Here is a 17,718-nt window from a genome sequence, read left to right as displayed (position 1 = left end):
GGAGCGGGGCCGCTGCGGGACCGGTGCCCGATCAGCGGTAGTCGATCCGGATCTTTCCTCCCGGGCTCCAGGTGATGGAGCCGCCCTGGAAGTACTGCACCACGGACCGGTCGGCCCGGGTGATCTCCCCCGTCCGGGGGAAGCCCAGGCGGCTGGTCGTCCCGCCGAGGGCGAGGTAGGCCTTGCCGATCGAGCCCTTGATCTCCTGGGCGTAGGTGCTGGGGCTCCAGTAGATCCGGCCGTTCTGGAACACCTGGAAGACCCCGCCGGTGCTGGTGGGCGCCTCGTCGGACGTGGGGTAGCCCAGCGCGCCGGTCGTGCCGCCGGAGCGGTCGTGGCGGCCGCCGATCGAACCCTTGAGGGCGTGCGCCCCGCTAGAGGCGCTCCAGACGATCCTTCCCTTCTGGAAGGACTGGGAGGTGCCTCCCCGTCCGTCGGGGACGGCCCCGGCGGCGGGGTAGCCCAGCGGCCCCCGCTCGCTGCCGGCGCGCGAGTAGGCCGCGCTGGTGTCTCCGGTGACCGCGTGGGACCCGTGGGCGGAGCTCCAGAGGATCCGGCCGTTCTGGAAGGTCTGGTAGTACCCGCCGATGCCGTTGCTCCGGCGGTCCGCCGTGGGGTATCCCAGGACGCCCTTCTCGCTGCCCGCCGCGGCGAAGGTCCTGTCGATGCTCCCGGTCAGGGCGTGGGACCCGGTGCGGGAGGACCAGAGGATCCGGCCGTTCTGGAACAGCTGGTAGGCCCCGCCGATGCCGTTGGACCTCTCGTCGGAACGGGGGAAGCGGAGGATGCCGGCAGCGGCGCCGTTGCGCTGGTAGGCGGACTCGACCCCGCCGCGCACCCAGTAGGCGCCGGTGGCCGAGGTCCAGTAGATCGTGCCCTTGCTGAAGGTCTGGCGGACCCCGCCGGCGATGGGCTGCTCGTGGGAGGTCGGGGCCCCCGTCTGGCTCTTGATCCGCTGGTACAGGGAGCCGATCGCGCCTTTGGTGGTGTAGGTGGGGGTGGGTGCGGCCGGTGCGGCGGTGTCGGCGGACTTCGTGATCCAGAGCGCGTCGTGGGTGTTCAGCGTCTTGCCCCCGGGAAGGGTGGACCAGACGTCCCCGGAGTCGAGGATCAGCTGCTTGTACTGGTCGGAGCTCAGCGTCGGGTTCTTCTGCTTGAGCAGGGCCAGGGTCCCGGCCACGTGCGGGGTGGCCATCGAGGTGCCGTAATCGAAGCGGCTGTTGGGCGCGACCGGTGTGGTCCTGCCCGTGTTGCCCGCAGAGAGGATGTGGTGGCCCGGGGCGTAGATGTCCACGGCGCCGCCGTGGTTGGAGTAGCTGGCCCGGACCCGGTCGGAGCCGATGGCACCGACCGTGATCACGTTGTAGCAGTTGCCCGGGGCGTACTCGATCGCCGGGCGGCCGCTGTTGCCCGCGGCCACGGCCACGGGGATGTTCCGGAACCAGGCGGTGTTGATCGCGTTCTGCAGAGTCGTCGGGCACCCCCCGCCCATGGACAGGGACATGTTGATCACGTCGGCGCGCTGACGCGGGGCGGGGATCCCGGCCACGGAGTCGCCGGCCAGCCACCGCACGGCGTCGGCCATGTCGGAGACGTAGCCGTAGCCGCACGCGCCCAGGGCACGGGCGTTGAGGAGGGTGGCGTCGGGGGCGACACCGACGGTGCCGTAGCTGTCGCGCTTGGCGGCCACGGTGCCGGCCACGTGCGTGCCGTGCCAGATGGAGTTGGTGGCCGCGGAACCGCTGTAGCACTGGTCAGCGGAGGAGTAGGTGCCCGGGTCGCGGGGGTCCGCGTCCCGGCCGTTGCCGTCGTTGCCGAGGGCGGCGGTGGAGACGAAGTCGTAGCCGCCGATGGTTTGGGAGTCCAGGTCCGGGTGGTTGGCGAAGCCGGTGTCGACGACCCCGACCGTGACGCCCCTCCCGGTGGCGGTGTCCCACGCCTCGAAGGCCCGCAGGTTGGTCAGGGCCCACAGGGACGGGACGCCCGGGTCGGTGGCGGTCGCGGCGACCGAGCCCATGTCCTCCGGCTCCGCCTCGTCCGTGCCGGGGATCCGGGCGGTGGAGACGAGACGGTCGGGCTCGGCGTAGGCCACGGCCGGGTCCTTGGCGAGCTGGTCGGCCAGCTTCTCGGCCTGGTCGGTCGAGACCTCGCCGGCCAGCTCGACGACGGCGGCGCCGTCACCGGTGGTCCGGACCTCGGTGCTCTCCTCGGCCTCCGGGACGTCGGCCTCGGCGGCGGCGTCCTCGACGACCTGCTCCGACTCGGCGTCGCTGACGGGGGTGCGGTACTTGACGATCATCCGGTCGGTGATCTCGGGCGGGGCCTCGTCGCGGACCTGCTGGGGGGACAGGGTCGTGGCGTTCTCGGCGGGGGTGGCCGTCGCGGGCGTCAGAGGAGCCAGTACGAGGGCCAGGGTCAGGGCGGACAGGGTGGGTGCGAGCATGGATCGTTGCATGGGCGAACTCCTGGGGCTGGGGGGGATCCCGGAAAAGGTTCTCACATGCAAATCGATGCGAACAGATCTAATTGAAGATCACGACTTCATCACGAAGTATGACGCCCGGGCGGTCGCCGAGCGCCCCGGGCGTACCGGTTCAGACGGTCCCCGCGAGCACGGCGAGCCACCGGAGATGGTCCAGTAGGGAGGGGACACCGGCCGCCAGCAGGGCCACGGTCGTCGCGGACGTGGCGCGGCCCAGGTGGGCCCGGACGGAGGCGCGAATCCCGGGGTGCCGGCGGCGTGCGGCCGGCGCCAGGTCGAGGGCGATCTGGACCAGGCTCCACAGGGCCGTGGCGCCGGCCCCGGCGAGGAGGAGGCAGCCGTAGAGGAGGACGGCGCCGGGCAGCTGGACCACGGGGGCGTGCGCGGCTCAGCCGGCGAGCACGGCGGCGGCCAGACCCACGGCCAGCACCACGGCCACCGCCCACGTGAGGCGGTAGGCCCGGCGGTAGTGCTCGGCGCTGCGGAGCTCGAGCCACGCGGCGGTGTGCGGTGCCGGGGCGGCGCCCGGGGAGGTCTGCGCGCGGTGCAGCCTGCCGAGGGCACCGAGGTAGCGGCTCCAGTGCAGGACGGCCAGGGAGCCGACCACGAGCAGGACCGGGATCGCGGCCAGCGGCACCCACTGGGCGGGGGACTCGGGCATGACGGGCCTCCGGGTCGGGACGACGGTCTTTCCCCCCAGCATGTGTGCGACAGCAAAGGGCTGTCTGTCCGCTCTCCTGGGGCCTCCGCCCGCGCTCCGGCGGGGCGGCTCGCACGCCCTCGGCTTAAGCACAGCAGTTCTTCTGCTTCCGTGATGCTGGCGTTGCTACCCTTGAGGCACATCTCGCACATCAGTGCCACGGAAGGACCCCTCAATGGCCGGCGGTAACCCGCTTCTCCGCGATATCTCGAAGTCGGGCGCAGGCAGCGCCCAGCCTCACGGGAACCAGTACGGACAGAACTCCTACGGAACCCCCTACCAGCAGCAGCCCGGCTACGGGCAGACCGGCTACCAGCAGGGCGGCTACGGCCGGCCCCAGCAGGGCGCCCCGTACTCGGCCGAGCGCCTCGACTCGATGTACAACGCCCCGGCCGCCGGGACGAACCAGACCGGCCGGATGACCTACGACGACGTCATCATGCGCACCGCCACGGTGCTCGGCGCCGTGGTCGTCGGCGCGCTCGCCGGCTGGATCATGCCGATCCTCACCATCCCCGGCGCCCTGATCGGTCTCGTCCTGGGCCTGGTCAACGCGTTCAAGCGCGAGCCCTCGCCCGCGCTGATCCTCGCCTACGGCGTGTTCCAGGGCCTGTTCCTGGGGGGCATCTCGGGGATGTTCGAGGCCATGTACCCGGGCATCGTGGTGCAGGCCGTGATCGGCACCATCGCCGTGTTCGTCTCGGTGCTCGTGCTCTTCCGGTCCGGCAAGGTCCGGGCCTCCCCGCGCGCCACCAAGATCTTCATGGTCGCGCTGATGGCGTACGTCCTCTTCGCGGTGGTCAACCTGGGCGCGGTGCTGCTGTTCGGCTTCAACATCCGCACGGACAGCCCGCTCGGCCCCTGGCTGGGCCTGCTCATCGGCGCCGTGGCCATCCTCCTCGCCGCCTACAGCTTCGTGCTGGACTTCGACAACATCAAGCGCGGTGTCGAGGTCGGGGTCCCGGAGAAGATGGCCTGGTCCGCGGCCTTCGGCCTGACGGTCACGCTGATCTGGACCTACGTCGAGATCCTGCGCATCCTGGCGATCATCCGGGAGATGACCTCGAGCTAGGTCCTCCTGCTCGGCTGGACCACCCCCGACGGCCCGGGACCCGCGCACCGCGCGGGTCCCGGGTCGTCGTCGTGCCCCGGCTCGAGGGCCGAGGACGGACTCAGTGGTACGTGACGCGGGGTCCGGGCGTGGGACGGGTGGCCGTGTGCTCGGCCGCCACGCCACGGGGCGGGCGGCCCACGAACAGCCAGCCGAGCAGCTTCTCCTCCTCGGCCAGCCCGTAGAACGCACGGACGGCGTCCTCGCCCGCGCCGTCGCGGTGGGCCCACACGGTGCCCCAGCCGGCGGCCCAGAACGCGGCCTCGAGCAGCGGGCGGGCCCCGTGCGCCGCGTGCAGCTGCTCCTTGCGGGGGACGCCCAGGGCCTCGTCGGGGCTGAAGACGAGAGCGCAGCCCAAGCCCCCCGTGCTCGCCCACTTCAGGGCGCCCCGAAACGCCGCGAGCCGGCGCAGCTGCTTGCCCTTGAGCCGCGGGAAGGGCGCCGACATGTTGGGCACCCGGGTCAGCCCCGCGAGCGCCGCCGCGAGCTCCGGTGCGGAGCGCCGGGTGGTCACCGCCACCCGCCAGCTCAGTCCCGGCTCGGCCGCCGCGGTCCCCCCGGCGGCGCGGAGCACGGCTTCCAGCTCCTCCCGAGGGGGTGCGTCCGGGGTCAGGGCGGGCGCCGGCCGGCGCTGGGCGAGGACGCGGAGGAACGTGCGTGACATGCCGCCAGTCTTCCACCGTGCGCGCACCACTGGTGGGACCGGCGTCCGCCGGGGCGTCCGACGGTCCCGGCCGGGCGTCACCGGCCGGTCGCACGGCCGTGCCAAGATGTCCCCATGCCTTCGACTTCGCACGATGCCGAGCGCCCCCAGCGGCCGGGGCCGAGCAACGAGCTCCCCCCGTTGCACGGCAACGCCGCGGGTGGCGTCGCGGTCTCCGTGCGGGTAGCCGCGGCGTGGTCGTGGCGGCTCATCATCATCCTCGCGGCCGTGGGGCTGCTCGGCTACATGCTGTCGACGATCACGGTGGTCATCATCCCCGTGCTCATCGCGGGGCTGCTCGCCGGGCTCCTGTTCCCCCTGGTGAAGTGGTTGCGGGGACGGCACGTGCCGCCAGGACTGGCCTCGGGCCTCGCGGTCCTCCTGCTCATCGGGCTCGTGGTGGGCCTGCTGGTGCTCGCCGGCCGGCAGATCGTGCTGGGCTTCGCCCAGCTGTCCGAGAACGTGGTGGTCGGCACGCAGCAGCTGCTGGGCTGGCTCGAGGACGGGCCCCTGAACCTCAGCGCGGACAGCGTGAACGACTGGATCGACGACCTCGGCACCACGGTCCAGGACAACAGCGAGGCCATCCTCTCGGGGGCCATGTCCTTCGGCTCGACGGCGGGCAACGTGCTGACCGGCATCATCATCATGCTCTTCACCCTGCTGTTCTTCCTCATGGACGGGGAGCGGATCTGGCTCTTCCTGGTCCGGCTGTTCCCGGTCAGCGCGCGGCGGGCCGTCAACGGCGCCGGCCGCCGGGGCTGGACCTCGCTCGTGCAGTACGCGCGGGTCCAGGGCTTCGTGGCCTTCGTGGACGCGGTGGGCATCGGGCTCGGCGCGGCCCTGCTCGGCGTCCCGCTCGCGCTGCCCATCGGCATCCTGGTGTTCCTGGGATCCTTCATCCCGATCGTGGGCGCCGTGGTCACGGGGATCGTGGCGGTGCTCGTCGCCCTCGTGGCCAACGGCTTCGGCACCGCCCTGGCCATGCTCGCCGTGGTGCTCCTGGTGCAGCAGATCGAGTCCAACGTCCTGCAGCCGCTCGTGATGGGGCGTGCCGTCTCCCTGCACCCCCTGGCAGTGTTCCTCGCCGTGGCGTCCGGCACCATCCTCTTCGGCATCGCCGGGGCGCTCTTCGCGGTGCCGGTGATGGCCTTCCTCAACACGGTGGTGCGCTACCTCGTGAACGGCGCGTGGCGCGAGGACGACGAGATCCCGTGGGAGCCGTACTACTTCCCGTGGGAGATCAAGAAGCACGCGCGCCGGAACGACCTCACCCGTGACCAGGTCATGGCGCAGCTCCAGCGCTTCCGCAGGACCCGCGCCAAGGAGCGGCTGCAGGCGGCGCTCGAGCGCGGCCGACGGGACGACCGTGCCCGGGCCGCGGCGGGAGCGGGGCAGCGGAACGGCCGGGGGGCCGCAGGGGACCCTCCGGCCGCGCCCGAGCGGTCAGCGGGCAACGACTAGGATGAGGACCGCGTCCGCCGCCGGCGGGCGCTCACCGTGGCCGGACCCAGCGGTCCCGCCACGGTCCGCTTCCGGCGGGCCCGCCGCGGTCCGCACCACGCACCGACCGGGAAAGAAGACGCACCGTGAGCCTGGCCGAACTGCCCGTCCGTCTCGCTGACATCCAGGATGCCGCCGCGCTCCTCGAGGGTGTGATCGACCGGACCCCGGTGACCCACTCCCGGGCGCTGTCCCGCCTGGTCGGCTCCGAGGTCAACCTCAAGGCGGAGAACCTGCAGCGCGCCGGCTCCTTCAAGGTCCGCGGCGCCTACGTGCGGATGGCCAAGCTCACCGACGAGGAGAAGGCCCGGGGCGTCGTGGCGGCCTCCGCCGGCAACCACGCCCAGGGGGTGGCCCTCGCCGCCGCCAAGCTGGGCATCACGGCCCGCATCTACATGCCGCTGGGCGCGGCCCTGCCCAAGATCGCCGCGACCCAGGACCACGGGGCCGAGGTGATCCTGCACGGCACGAGCGTCGACGAGGCCCTCGCCGAGGCCCAGCGTCACGCCACCGCGACCGGGGCGGTGTTCGTCCACCCCTTCGACCACCCGGACATCGTGGCCGGGCAGGGCACGCTCGGCCTCGAGGTGCTCGAGCAGGTGCCCGACGTCGAGACCGTCATCACCGGCGTGGGCGGCGGGGGACTGCTCGCCGGCATGGCCGTGGCGGTCAAGGCGCGGGCCGAGCAGCTGGGCCGGCCCATCCGGCTCATCGGCGTGCAGGCGGAGAACGCGGCCGCCTATCCGCCCTCCCTCGCCGGGGACGCGCTCGTGACCCTCGACCGGGTCTCGACCATCGCGGACGGCATCGCCGTGGGCAAGCCGGGGCAGCTGCCGTTCAGCATCATCAAGGAGCTCACCGACGACGTCGTGACGGTCTCGGAGGACTCCCTCGCCCAGGCGCTGATCTTCCTGCTCGAGCGCAACAAGCTCGTGGTGGAGCCGGCCGGCGCCGTCGGCGTCGCGGCCCTTCTGGACGGGCGCCTGCAGGCCGCGTACCCGGACCTCGGCAGCACGGTGGTGGTGCTCTCGGGCGGCAACGTGGACCCCATGCTGATGCTGAAGGTCATCCAGCGGGGTCTCTCCGCGGCCGGCCGGTACATGACCATCAAGATGATGCTCACCGACCGTCCGGGCGAGCTCGCGCGCATCTCCCAGCTCATCGCGGTCCAGGACGCCAATGTCACCGGCGTGGACCACACGCGGATCGGCGGCTCGCTCAGCCTGGGCGACGTGTCCATCACCATCGACATGGAGACCAAGGGGCACGAGCACTGCCGCCAGGTCCTCCGGGCGCTCGAGGCGGAGGGGTACCACCCCGTCGTCGTGCACTGATCGCCCTCGGGCGACGGTCCTGGGCCCCGACGAGGAACGGCGCCGGGCCCATACGAGGAACGGCGCCGGTCCCCGCGGGGACCGGCGCCGTTCGTGGACGGGGCGGCGTCAGGTGCGCCGCCGGCCGCTGAGGTAGGTGACGAACGCGCTGACGAACGTCGCGAAGACGAAGATGTTGCGCAGGCTGCCGGGTGCGCTCGCGGCCGGGTCGCCCTGACCCGCGAAGTGCAGCACGACGGCCACGACCCCGAGCACCACCGTCAGGACCATCAGGGCCTTGGTGCCGGGGCCGGGGCTGCGCAACCAGTGGGTCGTCACGGGCGCCTCAGGCCTGGAACGGCTTGGCGTCCAGGATCTTGACCGGGATCTCCTTGCCGTTGGGCGTGGTGTAGGACAGCTCGTCGCCGACCCGGTGGCCGGAGATCGCGGAGCCCATCGGGGACTTCTCGGAGAAGACCTCGAGGTCGCTGCCGCCGGCCAGGTCCTCGGCCACCTCGCGGGAGCCGATGAGGAAGGTCATCTCCTCCCCGGCGATCTCGGCCCTGACGACCATGCCGGCCTCGACGACCCCGTCGTCGGCCGGGGCCTCGCCGACCTGGGCGTTCTCGAGCAGGTTCTTGAGGTGGGCGATGCGCCCCTCGTTCTTGCTCTGCTCCTCGCGGGCGGCGTGGTAGCCGCCGTTCTCCTTGAGGTCGCCCTCCGAGCGCGCCTGGTCGATGCGCTCCACGATCTCGTGCCGGTACGGGCCGGAGATGTGGTCGAGCTCCTTCTTCAGGCGGTCGTAGGCCTCCTGGGTCAGCCAGGCGCCGGTCTTGTTCGTGGTGGTCACAGTCTCTCCTCGGTGAACGGGCGGTCGGGCCGCGGNCCCCGCCCGGGGTCCGGGCGGGGCCGCGGGCGGACCGGGACGACGGCGCGGGGGCCGCCGGCGGTGCGGGGGTCCGCTACGCAAAGACCCCGCCCCGGTGCAGGTCGTCCGTTCGGACGGTGTCCGGCTGCCGGGGACGGGGAGTCCTGGACCCAGTCTAGGCGGGGCCGGCGGACAAGCCCAAAGAAGGGTGACGGCGGCGACACACGGGCGTCTCCTCCGCCGCGCGGTTCAGTTCTCGACCCAGCAGGAGTCCACGACCGCGGTGGTCGCCAGGTTGGTGGTGCGCACGGCGGCGCGGTGGGAGCTCGTCCCGCCGTCGCTCAGCCGGTCCGCGGGCACGGAGCCCACGGTCACCTCGGCCCAACCCACCACGGCGTACTCCTGGTTGAGGGCCTGCACCGCGCACGTCACGACGTCCTCGGGGCGCTTGGTGAGCTCGAAGTCCGCCGTGGCCCGGGCCTCCGAGACCACCTCGAAGCCGATGTCCTTGAACGTGGGGGCGCTCTGCCGGGCCGTCACCACCCAGACGACGAACACGGCCGTGAGCAGGGTGGCCGCCACCGCGAGTCCGATCCAGCCGCGCGGCCCGAGCCGGCGCTCACGGCGGGGAGCTCCGTAGCGGTCGGAGAGCAGGTCTGGGGAGTCGGTGGACACGGCGGCCTCGGGTCTCGGGGACAGGGGGCGGCACCGGGCCCGGCGACCGCCCGGCCACTCTAGCCGAGGCCCCTGGGAGCATCCCGGGCGCGGGGCGGCCCGGCGAACGCGTAAAATGGACGTGGCCTGTGCCCGCATCGGCCGCGTCCCCGTTCCCCCGACCGTTCCCGAGAGGATCTCCCGAGTGACCTCCCTGTCAGAGATGCGCCTGCTGGCCGTCCACGCCCACCCCGACGACGAGTCGAGCAAGGGCGCCGCGACCATGGCCCACTACGTCCGGCAGGGGGTCGAGGTCATGGTGGCGACGTGCACCGGTGGGGAGCGGGGCTCGATCCTCAACGCCGAGATGGAGGGCCACCCGCACGCCGACCGGGACCTGACCGGCCTGCGCCGGCACGAGATGGCGCAGGCGGCCGCCACGCTGGACGTCCACCACCGCTGGCTCGGCTTCATGGACTCCGGCCTGCCGGAGGGGGACCCGCTGCCGCCGCTGCCGTGGGGCTGTTTCGCCCTGCAGCCGCTCGAGCGCGCCGCCGCGCCCCTCGTCCGGCTCGTGCGCCGGTTCCGGCCGCACGTGATCCTCACCTACGACGAGAACGGCGGCTACCCGCACCCGGACCACATCCAGACGCACAACGTCTCCGTCGAGGCGTTCCGCGCCGCCGGCGACCCGGAGCGGTATCCGGGCCTCGGCGAGCCATGGACCCCGCAGAAGCTCTACTACGACCGGGCGTTCAACGTGGAGCGCTTCGTCGCCCTGCACGAGGCCCTCGAGGAGCGCGGCCTGCAGTCCCCGTACGCGGAGCGGATCGCGATGCTGCAGGAGAGCGACCCGGAGGGCCACCGCCCGCCGGCCCCCCGCCACGAGACCACCACCAGGGTGCGGTGCCCGGAGACGTTCGCTCTGCGGGACGAGGCGCTGCGCAGCCACCGCACCCAGGTGGCGCCGGACGGGATGTTCTTCGCCGTCTCCGCCGAGATGCAGTCCCAGGTGTGGCCGTGGGAGGACTACGTCCTGGCGGAGTCCCGGGTGCCGACCGACCTGCCGGAGTGCGACCTGTTCGCCGGGATCGTGGGCTGAGCGCGGCGATGACCACCGTGCTGAACGTGCTGACCCTGCTGCCCGCGATGGCGCCCAACCCGATCGACGAGGGCACCCTGCGCCCCGGCCTGGACCCGAGCCAGGTGACCCCCGGCGTGCTCGGCTTCCTCATGACGCTGCTGCTGGCCGTGGCCGTCATCTTCCTCGTGCGGGACTTCAACCGCCGCAACCGGCGCCTGCGCTACCGCGCGGAGTACGCCGAGCGCCGCGCCGCCGAGGAGCGGGTGGGCGGCTACGCCGAGGCGGACGGAGCCCGGACCGACAGCGACGCGACCGACCGTGGCGCAACCGAGCGCGCCGGGAACGACCGCACCGGGGGAGACCCCGTGGCGCCGGCCGAGGAGCCTGAGGGGCCCGACCGGCGCGGCTGAGACCGGGGCCCGCCCGCGGGCCCGTGTGCAGGACCCGAGATCCGAGGAGCACCCGTGCCCAACCGATTGACCGGACAGTCCTCCGCCTACCTGCGCCAGCACGCGGACAACCCCGTGGACTGGCAGCCCTTCGACGACGCCGCGTTCGCGGAGGCCGCCCGCCGCGACGTGCCGGTGTTCCTCTCCGTGGGCTACGCCGCCTGCCACTGGTGCCACGTGATGGCCCACGAGTCCTTCGAGGACCCCGAGCTCGGCGTCTACCTCAACGAGCACTTCGTGCCCGTCAAGGTGGACCGCGAGGAGCGCCCCGACGTGGACGCGACCTACATGGCGGCCACGCAGCTGATCACCCGCCAGGGCGGCTGGCCCATGAGCGCGTTCCTGACCCCGGACGGGCGGGCGTTCCACGCGGGCACGTACTTCCCGCCGCGGCCGGCCCACGGCATGCCGTCCTTCCGGCAGGTCCTCCAGGCAGTGGCCGCGGCGTGGGCCGACCGCCGGGACGAGCTCGAGCAGGCCGCGGACACGGTCGCCCGGGCCATCGCCGGGCAGGCCGAGGACCTGCGCTCCGCCCTCGCCGGGACCGCCGTGCCCGTGGCACCCGAGGACGAACCGGACCTGTCCGCGGTGGCCCTCGAGGTGCTCCTGCGGGAGGAGGACCCCGTGCACGGGGGCTTCGGCGGCGCCCCCAAGTTCCCGCCCTCCACGGTGCTGCTGCTCCTGGAGCGGCTCGCCGCCGGCGGGGCCCCGGGGACCTCGGAGCGGGCGCACGGCCTGCTCGGGCGGACCCTCGGCGCGATGTCCGGCTCCGCGCTGTTCGACCACGTGGGCGGCGGCTTCCACCGGTACTCCGTGACCCGGGAGTGGTCCCTGCCGCACTACGAGAAGATGCTCTACGACAACGCCCAGCTGCTGCGGGCCTGCGCGCGCGCCGCCGCCCTCGAGCCCGGTGCCGGCCACGGGCGGACCGCCGCGGACACCGCAGGATTCCTGCTGGCCGAGCTGCGCCTGCCCGGCGGGGCGTACGCGTCCTCCCTGGACGCGGACACGGTCTCCGCGGACGGCGACGTGCACAGCGGCGAGGGCGCGTTCTACGTGTGGAGCCGCTCCGAGCTGCGCGAGGTCCTGGGGGCCGACCGCGGCACGGCCGTGGCCGACCTCATGGGCGTGCCGGCCGGGTCCCCCCAGCCCCTGCACCCCGGGCGGGTCCTGGACGACGCCGAGCAGGCCCTGTGGGACGGGGCCCGCCCCGAGCTGGCCGCCGCGCGGGCCCGGCGCACCGCCCCGGCCCGGGACGAGAAGGTCGTGGCCGGCTGGAACGGCATGACGGTCACCGCGCTCGCCGAGGCCGGGGTGCTGCTGGCGGACCCGGCGCTCGTGCTCGCCGCCGAGGAGGCCGCGGGGCACCTGTGGGCGGTCCACTGGGACGCGTCCCGCCGGAAGCTGGCGCGCACCAGCCACGCCGGCTCGGCGGAGCGCTCGATCGAGGGCCTGCTCGAGGACTACGCGATGGTCGCCGAGGGCTTCCTGGTCCTGTATCGGGCCACCGGGGCGACGCCCTGGTACGAGCGGGCCCGGGAGCTCGCGGACGTCGCCGGGGAGCGGTTCTCGCACCCGGCCCCGGACGGCGGACCGGACGCGCCCGAGCGGATCTGGTCCGACCTGGCGGACGTCCCGGCGCCGCTGCTCGCGGCCGGCAGCTCCGGGCGGGCCGAGCCCCTCGACGACGTCACGCCGGCCGGGACGGCCGTGCTCGCCGCGGTGCTCGCGGAGCTGTGGGCCCTCGAGGAGGACGAGCACCGGCTCCGGGCGGTCCCGTCCCTGCTGGGGCCGCTGGACCTGCTGGCCCGCCGCTCGCCCCGCAGCGCCGGCCGGGCCCTGGCCGTGCGGGCGGAGCTCGGGTCCTCCCCGGCCCACGTGGTGCTCGCCGGCGGGACCGCCGAGGACAAGCTCGCGGCGCGGCGCGCCGTGGGCGCCACCGCGGTGCTGAGCACCCGGGTCGTGGACGCCGACGCCCCGGGGGCGCCGGGCTCGGCCCGCGGGAAGGCCGCGCTGGGCGGACGGTTCACGGTGTACGTGTGCCGGGACTTCGCCTGCCGCGCCCCCGTCCACTCGGTCGCGGAGCTCCAGGAGCAGCTGGGCGGGGCGGGCCCGATCAGCTGAGCATCGCGAGCATGATCGCCACGTAGTGCAGCACGAAGCCCAGCACCGTGAAGGCGTGGAACACCTCGTGGAAGCTGAACACGTCCGGCAGCAGCCGCGGGCGCCGGGTGCCGTAGACCACGGCCCCGGTGATGTAGGCGATGCCGCCGGCGGCGGTCAGCGCGGCCGCCGGGGGGCTGGTCTGCCAGAACTGCGGGAGGTAGACGAGGGCCAGGCAGCCCATCACCACGTAGAGCGGGGTGTACAGCCAGCGGGGCGCGAGGGTCCACAGCAGCCGGAAGGCCACGAGGCCGGCGGCGCAGGACCAGATCACGACCAGCAGCAGCCGCGACTGCGCCGGGGCCAGCAGCGCGACGGCCAGCGGCGTGTAGGTGCCGGCGATCATCAGCGCGATGTTCGAGTGGTCCATCCGGCGCAGGACCATGTGCAGCCGCCGGGGCCAGTAGGCGCGGTGGTAGATCGCCGACACGCCGAACAGCAGGATGCCCGTCACGCCGTACACGGCGCACGCGATCCGCAGCTCCGTGCTGGGCGCCAGCAGGATCGCCACGAGGCCCAGGACGACGACGACGGGCGTGAAACTCGCGTGGATCCAGCCCCGCCACGCGGGCTTGCGCTCCACGAGGTCCTCGATCCCGTGCTCGACCGCCTGCCCGACGCGGCCGGCGGCCCGGCCGGCGGGGCCGCGCGTGTGCTCCATGATGTTCCTTCCGGCGTGCTGTGCGTGAGGCCGACCGGTCTCCCACCGGGTAGTTTAGGAGGCGTCCCCGAGAGCCGGCAGGGTCCTCGACCAGCACCACGTCCGGCACCGTGGCCCCCACCACGTCCGGTCCCGTCACCGGCACCGCGAGCGAGAACCTGGGAGGAAGCACAGATGCCCAAGCCACGGCCGCTCTACCGGTTCTACGAGCGCCGGCTCTCCGCCGACCTCGACCCGCGGCGGCTGCCCAAGCACGTCGGCGTCCTCGTGGACGGCAACCGGCGGTGGGCCAAGCAGTTCGGCGCCTCGACCGCGGACGGGCACAAGGCCGGGGCGCAGAAGATCGTCGAGTTCCTCGGCTGGTGCCGGGAGCTGGACATCGAGGTGGTCACCCTCTACATCCTCTCGACCGAGAACCTCAAGCGCCCGGCCGCGGAGCTGGAGCCCCTGCTCGAGATCATCTCCGACCTCATGGACACCCTCACCGAGGCGGGCATCTGCCGGGCCCAGCCCGTCGGCGCCCTCGAGCTGCTGCCGCCGCGGCTCGCGGAGTGCCTGGCCGACCTCACGGAGCGCACCGCGGGCAACGCCGGCCCGCACCTGAACATCGCGGTCGGCTACGGGGGCCGGCAGGAGATCGTGGACGCCGTGCGGGAGGTCCTCACGGAGGCCCTCGACGCCGGCGCGGACGTGCGGGAGCTCGCGCAGAGCCTGTCCGTGGAGGACATCTCCCAGCACCTCTACACCCGCGGGCAGCCGGACCCGGACCTGCTGATCCGCACCTCCGGCGAGCAGCGGCTGTCCGGCTTCCTCATGTGGCAGTCCGCCTACAGCGAGTACTACTTCTGCGAGGCGCTGTGGCCGGACTTCCGGCGCGTGGACTTCCTGCGCGCGCTGCGCGACTACGCCTCGCGGCAGCGGCGCTTCGGCGGCTGAGCGCGCCGCTCCCGCCCGTCGTCGTCCCCGGTCGTCGTCCCCTGTCGTCGCGGGCAATTTCCGCGCCGTTCACCGTTTCTGCTCGCGCGACGGGGCCGGTCCGCATACGTTGTCCTCAGGTGGACGGCGCGGACGCCGCCCACCGCACCGGAGAGGAAGGGCCGCCATGAGCATCTCCAAGAAGCAGGAGCGCATCGTCGACATCACCGCCCCCCTGGGCGCCGGAGTGCGCTCCTACGTGATCGACACCTCGGTGCTGCTGTCCGACCCGCGGGCGATCCTGCGCTTCGCCGAGCACCAGGTGGTGCTGCCCGTCATCGTCATCACGGAGCTGGAGGGCAAGCGGCACGACCCGGAGCTGGGCTACTTCGCCCGGCAGGCGCTGCGGCTGCTGGACGACCTGCGCGTGGAGCACGGCGGGCTCAACCGGCCCGTACCCCTGGGGGACCAGGGCGGGAGCCTCGTGGTGGAGCTCAACCACGTCTCGGACACCGTGCTGCCGGTGAGCTTCCGGCTCAAGGACAACGACTCCCTGATCCTGGCCGTGGCGCTGAGCCTCGCCAACGAGGGCAGGGACGTGTGCATCGTCTCCAAGGACCTGCCGATGCGGGTCAAGGCCTCCGCCCTGGGCCTCGAGGCCGAGGAGTACCGGGCCGAGTGGGTCGGCTCCGACGTCGAGTGGTCCGGGACCGCGGCGCTCGACGTGCCCGACGACGTCGTGGACCGGCTCTACGGCGGCGAGGCCGTGGTGGTCCCGGGCGCCGGGGGGCTGCCGGCCAACACGGGCCTCACCCTGCACTCCGTGCGGGGCAGCGCCCTGGCCCGGGTCCGCGCCGATGGCTCCGCCCGGGTGGTGCGCGGGGACCGGGACGTCTTCGGCGTGCACGGGCGCTCGGCCGAGCAGCGCCTCGCGATCGACCTCCTGCTGGACCCCGAGGTGGGCATCGTGTCGCTGGGCGGGCGCGCCGGCACCGGCAAGTCCGCCCTGGCCCTGTGCGCGGGCCTGGAGACGGTGATGGAGCGCCGCGAGCACCGCAAGGTCATGGTCTTCCGGCCCCTCTACGCGGTGGGCGGCCAGGAGCTCGGCTATCTGCCCGGCTCCGAGGAGGAGAAGATGAACCCGTGGGGCCAGGCCGTGTTCGACACCCTCGGGGCGCTGGTCTCGCAGGAGGTCGTCGAGGAGGTGCTCGACCGCGGGATGCTCGAGGTGCTGCCGCTGACGCACATCCGCGGCCGCTCCCTGCACGACGCCTTCGTGATCGTGGACGAGGCGCAGTCCCTCGAGAAGAACGTGCTGCTCACCGTGCTGTCCCGCATCGGCCAGAACTCCAAGGTGGTCATGACCCACGACGTCGCCCAGCGCGACAACCTCCGGGTGGGCCGCCACGACGGGGTGACCGCCGTGGTGGAGGCGCTCAAGGGCCACCCGCTCTTCGGCCACGTCACGCTGACCCGCTCGGAGCGCTCGCCGATCGCCGCCCTGGTCACGGAGGTGCTGGGCGACCTGGACAGCTGACCGGTCCCCGCCGCACGGCCGCGACCGCGTCCGCGGCCGTGCGGCGCGGTCCCGGGAGCTCCGAGGGCGTCGGGAACTACCGGCGTCTCAGGGGCGTCAGGGGCCGACGGGCCAGGGCAGGTGCTTGCTCACGTCCGTGAGGTCCAGGGGCACCGAGGCGAAGAGGTCGTCGATGAAGTACTCGTCCACGGCCTCGATCAGCAGGTCGTGGCCCGTGCCCGCCAGCGGCCCCTCGAGAACCTCGGAGCGGACACAGATCGCCGTCCGCTCGTCGAGGAGCACCCGGGTGCGGGCCGGGGCGAGGGGGTGTCCCAGCGTCGTCGGGGCGTAGGCGTGCCCGGGGACGACCACGGCGCCGCGCACGCGCCGCCCGTGGTGGGTGCCGGTGCTGACGTCCTCGACGGTGCAGGGGCGCCGCTCCGGCAGATAGGGCGGCACGGGGGCGTCCCCGGCGAGCTCCACCGGGTCGAGGATGGCCTGCCAGCGACCGCCGCCGAACACGGGGTCCCCGTAGGCCGCCTCGGGCCGGCGCTCGACGAGCCCCGAGTCCGTGTACACGGGGGCCACGAGCTGCGGCGCGAGCAGCCACGAGGCCCAGGTCGAGGCGACGTAGAAGTCGTCGCGCGACTGCTCCCGCGTGCCGGCCGTGTAGAGCGGGGTGCCGTCCAGGGCCTCGACGCGCAGCCCGTCCGGGCGGCGGACCCAGGCACGGACGGGCTCGCGGGGAGCGGTGTCCTCCGGGGCCAGCCAGGACAGGACGAAGCGCACGGTGTCCCAGCGCCACGGCGAGGAGCGGCTCAGCGCGCAGAACTCGCCCGGGTCGGTGGGCGCGGGGACGGGGGAGCGGGGCATGGCCCCAGTCTAGGGACGGGCCCGGGGCGTCCACAGGCGCCCCGTCCCCGCGGGACCGGGGCCACGGATGCCCGGTTACGATGCCCGGTGTGAGCACCTTCCTGACCGAGCAGTTCGCCCGCGGGGACGCCGCCGGCTGGGCCGCCGGGGTGCTCGCGGTGCTCGGCACGGCCGTGCTCGTGGGCGCGTGCGCGTGGCTGTGGCGCACGGACGTGCGGGAGCACCGCCTGCCCGGCCGGGTGGTGCGCCCGCTCTACCCGGTGTGCGGGGTGCTGCTGGGCGCGGCGGCGGTCGTGGCCGGCGAGCCCGTCCGGCTGCTGTGGATGCTGTGGGGCCTGGTGCTCGTGGGCGGGCTCTACGTCCTGCTCCGCGTGCTCCACCCGGACGGGATGGGCATGGGCGACGTCCGGCTCTCCGGGGTGCTCGGCATGTGCCTGGGCTTCGCCTCCGTCTGGCACGCCGTGCTGGGGGCGGCGGCCGGGTTCGTGATCGGCGGTCTGGCCGGGGCCGTGCTCGTGGTGCTGGGCCGTGTCGACGCCCGCTCCCGGGTGGCGTTCGGCCCCGCCATGATCTCCGGGGCCCTCGGGGTCCTCCTGCTGCTCTGAACGGCGGCTGCTCCGACCTGCCGCTGCTCCGACCTGCCGCTGCTCCGACCACGTGCTGCTCCGAGGCGGTGCTGCTCCGTGGCGGTGCTGCTCCGCCCCGCTGCAGCCGCGACCGGGT

At 73.6% G+C, this 17,718-nt stretch carries 18 protein-coding genes; 9 read left to right on the top strand and 9 right to left on the bottom strand.

Annotation, left to right across the window (positions count from 1 at the left end; all coding sequences use genetic code 11):
• Positions 1 to 31: 31 nt before the first annotated feature.
• From ACH9D2_RS08175 to ACH9D2_RS08165, 3 genes are all read right to left on the bottom strand, one after another.
• The gene (locus ACH9D2_RS08175) at positions 32 to 2,443 is read right to left on the bottom strand and encodes a S8 family serine peptidase (protein WP_396362340.1); all 2,412 of its coding nucleotides are present in this window, start codon (positions 2,441 to 2,443) and stop codon (positions 32 to 34) included.
• A gap of 151 nt (positions 2,444 to 2,594) precedes the next feature.
• Entirely contained in the window at positions 2,595 to 2,855 is a 261-nt protein-coding gene (locus tag ACH9D2_RS08170) for a hypothetical protein (RefSeq protein WP_396362339.1), read from the bottom strand.
• A gap of 15 nt (positions 2,856 to 2,870) precedes the next feature.
• Positions 2,871 to 3,143, bottom strand: coding sequence for a hypothetical protein (locus ACH9D2_RS08165; protein WP_396362338.1), 273 nt, complete (start codon positions 3,141 to 3,143; stop codon positions 2,871 to 2,873).
• A 214-nt stretch (positions 3,144 to 3,357) separates the two neighbouring features.
• On the opposite strand from ACH9D2_RS08165, the gene ACH9D2_RS08160 reads away from it, so the two are divergent.
• Positions 3,358 to 4,254, top strand: a complete 897-nt coding sequence (locus ACH9D2_RS08160; RefSeq protein ID WP_396362337.1) for a Bax inhibitor-1/YccA family protein — start codon at positions 3,358 to 3,360, stop codon at positions 4,252 to 4,254.
• A 100-nt stretch (positions 4,255 to 4,354) separates the two neighbouring features.
• Here ACH9D2_RS08160 and ACH9D2_RS08155 read toward each other — a convergent pair whose 3' ends face one another.
• Positions 4,355 to 4,957 carry a nitroreductase family protein gene (locus ACH9D2_RS08155; protein WP_396362336.1) on the bottom strand — a complete coding sequence of 201 codons (603 nt, stop codon included), beginning with the start codon at positions 4,955 to 4,957 and terminating at the stop codon, positions 4,355 to 4,357.
• 114 nt (positions 4,958 to 5,071) lie between these two features.
• Between ACH9D2_RS08155 and ACH9D2_RS08150 the strand changes: the two genes are divergently transcribed.
• Both ACH9D2_RS08150 and ilvA read left to right on the top strand, forming a co-directional pair.
• Complete coding sequence (locus ACH9D2_RS08150; RefSeq protein WP_396362335.1) at positions 5,072 to 6,460, top strand: AI-2E family transporter; 1,389 nt, start codon at positions 5,072 to 5,074, stop codon at positions 6,458 to 6,460.
• A gap of 125 nt (positions 6,461 to 6,585) precedes the next feature.
• Positions 6,586 to 7,833 carry a threonine ammonia-lyase gene (gene ilvA / locus ACH9D2_RS08145; RefSeq protein WP_396362334.1) on the top strand — a complete coding sequence of 416 codons (1,248 nt, stop codon included), beginning with the start codon at positions 6,586 to 6,588 and terminating at the stop codon, positions 7,831 to 7,833.
• Positions 7,834 to 7,941: 108 nt separating this feature from the next.
• On the opposite strand, the gene ACH9D2_RS08140 is transcribed toward ilvA, so the two are convergent.
• From ACH9D2_RS08140 to ACH9D2_RS08130, 3 genes are all read right to left on the bottom strand, one after another.
• Positions 7,942 to 8,151: a hypothetical protein gene (locus tag ACH9D2_RS08140; RefSeq protein WP_396362333.1), complete on the bottom strand. Its 210-nt coding sequence runs from the start codon at positions 8,149 to 8,151 to the stop codon at positions 7,942 to 7,944.
• A 7-nt stretch (positions 8,152 to 8,158) separates the two neighbouring features.
• Complete coding sequence (gene greA, locus ACH9D2_RS08135) at positions 8,159 to 8,662, bottom strand: transcription elongation factor GreA (protein WP_396362332.1); 504 nt, start codon at positions 8,660 to 8,662, stop codon at positions 8,159 to 8,161.
• Positions 8,663 to 8,929: 267 nt separating this feature from the next.
• Complete coding sequence (locus ACH9D2_RS08130) at positions 8,930 to 9,355, bottom strand: DUF4307 domain-containing protein (protein ID WP_396362331.1); 426 nt, start codon at positions 9,353 to 9,355, stop codon at positions 8,930 to 8,932.
• Between the two features lie 202 nt (positions 9,356 to 9,557).
• On the opposite strand from ACH9D2_RS08130, the gene mca reads away from it, so the two are divergent.
• From mca to ACH9D2_RS08115, 3 genes are read left to right on the top strand one after another with little or no spacing between them, the layout of a single operon-like run.
• Positions 9,558 to 10,436: a mycothiol conjugate amidase Mca gene (mca, locus tag ACH9D2_RS08125; protein WP_396362344.1), complete on the top strand. Its 879-nt coding sequence runs from the start codon at positions 9,558 to 9,560 to the stop codon at positions 10,434 to 10,436.
• Between the two features lie 8 nt (positions 10,437 to 10,444).
• Positions 10,445 to 10,828: a hypothetical protein gene (locus ACH9D2_RS08120; RefSeq protein ID WP_396362330.1), complete on the top strand. Its 384-nt coding sequence runs from the start codon at positions 10,445 to 10,447 to the stop codon at positions 10,826 to 10,828.
• Between the two features lie 54 nt (positions 10,829 to 10,882).
• Entirely contained in the window at positions 10,883 to 12,991 is a 2,109-nt protein-coding gene (locus ACH9D2_RS08115) for a DUF255 domain-containing protein (protein WP_396362329.1), read from the top strand.
• Here ACH9D2_RS08115 and trhA read toward each other — a convergent pair.
• Positions 12,984 to 13,691, bottom strand: a complete 708-nt coding sequence (trhA, locus tag ACH9D2_RS08110; RefSeq protein ID WP_396362328.1) for a PAQR family membrane homeostasis protein TrhA — start codon at positions 13,689 to 13,691, stop codon at positions 12,984 to 12,986. The genes ACH9D2_RS08115 and trhA overlap by 8 nt on opposite strands.
• Before the next feature lie 174 nt (positions 13,692 to 13,865).
• Here trhA and ACH9D2_RS08105 point away from each other — a divergent pair, with 174 nt between their 5' ends.
• Positions 13,866 to 14,627 (top strand): isoprenyl transferase, encoded by a 762-nt coding sequence (locus ACH9D2_RS08105; protein WP_396362327.1) that lies wholly within the window; start codon positions 13,866 to 13,868, stop codon positions 14,625 to 14,627.
• Positions 14,628 to 14,793: 166 nt separating this feature from the next.
• Positions 14,794 to 16,143, top strand: coding sequence for a PhoH family protein (locus tag ACH9D2_RS08100; protein WP_396362326.1), 1,350 nt, complete (start codon positions 14,794 to 14,796; stop codon positions 16,141 to 16,143).
• A 96-nt stretch (positions 16,144 to 16,239) separates the two neighbouring features.
• Here the strand turns inward: ACH9D2_RS08100 and ACH9D2_RS08095 are convergent, their stop codons facing one another.
• Positions 16,240 to 16,995 carry a hypothetical protein gene (locus ACH9D2_RS08095; RefSeq protein ID WP_396362325.1) on the bottom strand — a complete coding sequence of 252 codons (756 nt, stop codon included), beginning with the start codon at positions 16,993 to 16,995 and terminating at the stop codon, positions 16,240 to 16,242.
• Positions 16,996 to 17,075: 80 nt separating this feature from the next.
• Here ACH9D2_RS08095 and ACH9D2_RS08090 point away from each other — a divergent pair, with 80 nt between their 5' ends.
• Positions 17,076 to 17,600 carry a prepilin peptidase gene (locus ACH9D2_RS08090; protein ID WP_396362324.1) on the top strand — a complete coding sequence of 175 codons (525 nt, stop codon included), beginning with the start codon at positions 17,076 to 17,078 and terminating at the stop codon, positions 17,598 to 17,600.
• Positions 17,601 to 17,718: the final 118 nt, after the last annotated feature.

It is taken from the genome of Kocuria rhizosphaericola, from assembly GCF_044462205.1.
In the GTDB taxonomy this organism is placed as follows: domain Bacteria; phylum Actinomycetota; class Actinomycetes; order Actinomycetales; family Micrococcaceae; genus Kocuria; species Kocuria rhizosphaericola.
This window is presented reverse-complemented; position numbering and strand designations above follow the sequence as displayed.

Excerpts from the sequence above, each read along its gene's own strand:
- ACH9D2_RS08160 (WP_396362337.1), top strand. The coding sequence starts at position 3,358 with ATGGCCGGCGGTAACCCGCTTCTCCGCGATATCTCGAAGTCGGGCGCA.
- ACH9D2_RS08120 (WP_396362330.1), top strand. The coding sequence starts at position 10,445 with ATGACCACCGTGCTGAACGTGCTGACCCTGCTGCCCGCGATGGCGCCC.
- mca (WP_396362344.1), top strand. The coding sequence starts at position 9,558 with ATGCGCCTGCTGGCCGTCCACGCCCACCCCGACGACGAGTCGAGCAAG.
- ACH9D2_RS08165 (WP_396362338.1), bottom strand. The coding sequence starts at position 3,143 with ATGCCCGAGTCCCCCGCCCAGTGGGTGCCGCTGGCCGCGATCCCGGTC.
- ACH9D2_RS08175 (WP_396362340.1), bottom strand. The coding sequence starts at position 2,443 with ATGCTCGCACCCACCCTGTCCGCCCTGACCCTGGCCCTCGTACTGGCT.
- trhA (WP_396362328.1), bottom strand. The coding sequence starts at position 13,691 with ATGGAGCACACGCGCGGCCCCGCCGGCCGGGCCGCCGGCCGCGTCGGG.
- ACH9D2_RS08100 (WP_396362326.1), top strand. The coding sequence starts at position 14,794 with ATGAGCATCTCCAAGAAGCAGGAGCGCATCGTCGACATCACCGCCCCC.
- ACH9D2_RS08150 (WP_396362335.1), top strand. The coding sequence starts at position 5,072 with ATGCCTTCGACTTCGCACGATGCCGAGCGCCCCCAGCGGCCGGGGCCG.
- ACH9D2_RS08090 (WP_396362324.1), top strand. The coding sequence starts at position 17,076 with ATGCCCGGTGTGAGCACCTTCCTGACCGAGCAGTTCGCCCGCGGGGAC.
- ACH9D2_RS08155 (WP_396362336.1), bottom strand. The coding sequence starts at position 4,957 with ATGTCACGCACGTTCCTCCGCGTCCTCGCCCAGCGCCGGCCGGCGCCC.
- ACH9D2_RS08105 (WP_396362327.1), top strand. The coding sequence starts at position 13,866 with ATGCCCAAGCCACGGCCGCTCTACCGGTTCTACGAGCGCCGGCTCTCC.
- ACH9D2_RS08095 (WP_396362325.1), bottom strand. The coding sequence starts at position 16,995 with ATGCCCCGCTCCCCCGTCCCCGCGCCCACCGACCCGGGCGAGTTCTGC.